The organism is Methylorubrum zatmanii (genome assembly GCF_014845115.1).
Taxonomy (GTDB): domain Bacteria; phylum Pseudomonadota; class Alphaproteobacteria; order Rhizobiales; family Beijerinckiaceae; genus Methylobacterium; species Methylobacterium zatmanii.
Window position 1 is genome coordinate 1 of the sequence record NZ_NKUI01000308.1, and the last position, 1,195, is coordinate 1,195.

The 1,195-nt window shown below is 63.9% G+C and carries 1 protein-coding gene; it reads left to right on the forward strand.

The genetic code is table 11. From position 1 onward, the window contains the following. Positions 1-102: 102 nt before the first annotated feature. A complete protein-coding gene (locus tag MZTS_RS24115; RefSeq protein ID WP_192285822.1) occupies positions 103-870 on the forward strand; it encodes an alpha/beta fold hydrolase in 768 nt (255 codons plus the stop codon). Positions 871-1,195: the final 325 nt, after the last annotated feature.

A 1,195-nucleotide genomic window follows, 5' to 3' on the forward strand; every position in this document is an offset into this window, starting at 1 on the left:
GTCTCACCAGGGCGTATCGCCCCCGCTGAGAGGTGTAGGACAGGCTTCGACACCCGCCTCGATACGCCGCCTTCAACACACCGTCGTCACCCAATCTCCCGCATAGCTCGACGAGCATTCACTGGGTCGCTGCTAGCCGCGGGTGTAGCACTGAGTGCGACAAAGGTGATCGCGGCTCCCGGCGATGTGCCGAAGGCGAACAACGTCGTGCTGGTCCACGGCCTTTTCGCCGATGGCTCTTCCTGGCTGGAAGTGATTCCGCATTTGCAGGCGCGAGGTCTGCACGTCGTCTCGGTGCAGAACCCGCTAACCTCGCTCGCCGAAGCAGTGGCCGCGTGTACGAGGGTGCTCGACCGGCAGGATGGGCCTACTGTGCTCGCGGGCCACTCCTTTTCAGGCATGATCGTTACCGAGGCTGGAATACATCCGAAGGTGTCAGCGCTGACCTACGTCGCCGCGCGGGCCCCCGATGCGAACGAAGACTATACGGCACTTGCGGGGAGGTATCCCAAGCCGCCCGCCTCGGCCGGCATTGTTTTCGACGGCGACGAGGGCCGGCTTACCGAAGAGGCGTTCCTACGCGACTTCGCTCCCGACCTGCCGCAACCCAAGGCGCGGGCGCTCTACGCCGCCCAGTGGCCCTTCAAGAGATCGCTGACGGAGGCCAGAACGACAAATGCTGCGTGGCGGTCTAAGCCGAGCTTCTACGCCATCTCAACCCAGGACCGGGTCATCGATCCCGACCTTCAGCGGTTCATGGCGAACCGGATGGGCGCGAAAACCGTCGAACTTGCCGCGAGCCATGTGTCGCTGCTGTCTCGTCCGCGCGAGGTGGCGGACCTGATCCTCGAAGCGGCTGGGCAGCCCTGAGCGTAGCAGATAACTCGATCGCGGGGCGCCTCCCCTAATGCTTGAGGGTGAGATCGCTCCGCGATGTAGCAGGATCAGCAATAGCTGGCAGCTCCACTGACCTCCGGACGTCTCGCCGTCGGCTTCCACGAAACGCCCGGAGACAGGCCTCTACCAGCAGCGCGTATTGGACAGGCCGCTTCGTGCGTTCCTCAGGCTTCATGATCTCGGTATGTCCGGTCCAGGACTGTCTTCGCAGAGCTATGCAGGATTTTAGGTGACGGAGGCGGTCAGGCGGCGCGGTGATCTGGGCTCGCGGTGACCTCGGTCCCGTCGCGGACGTGGA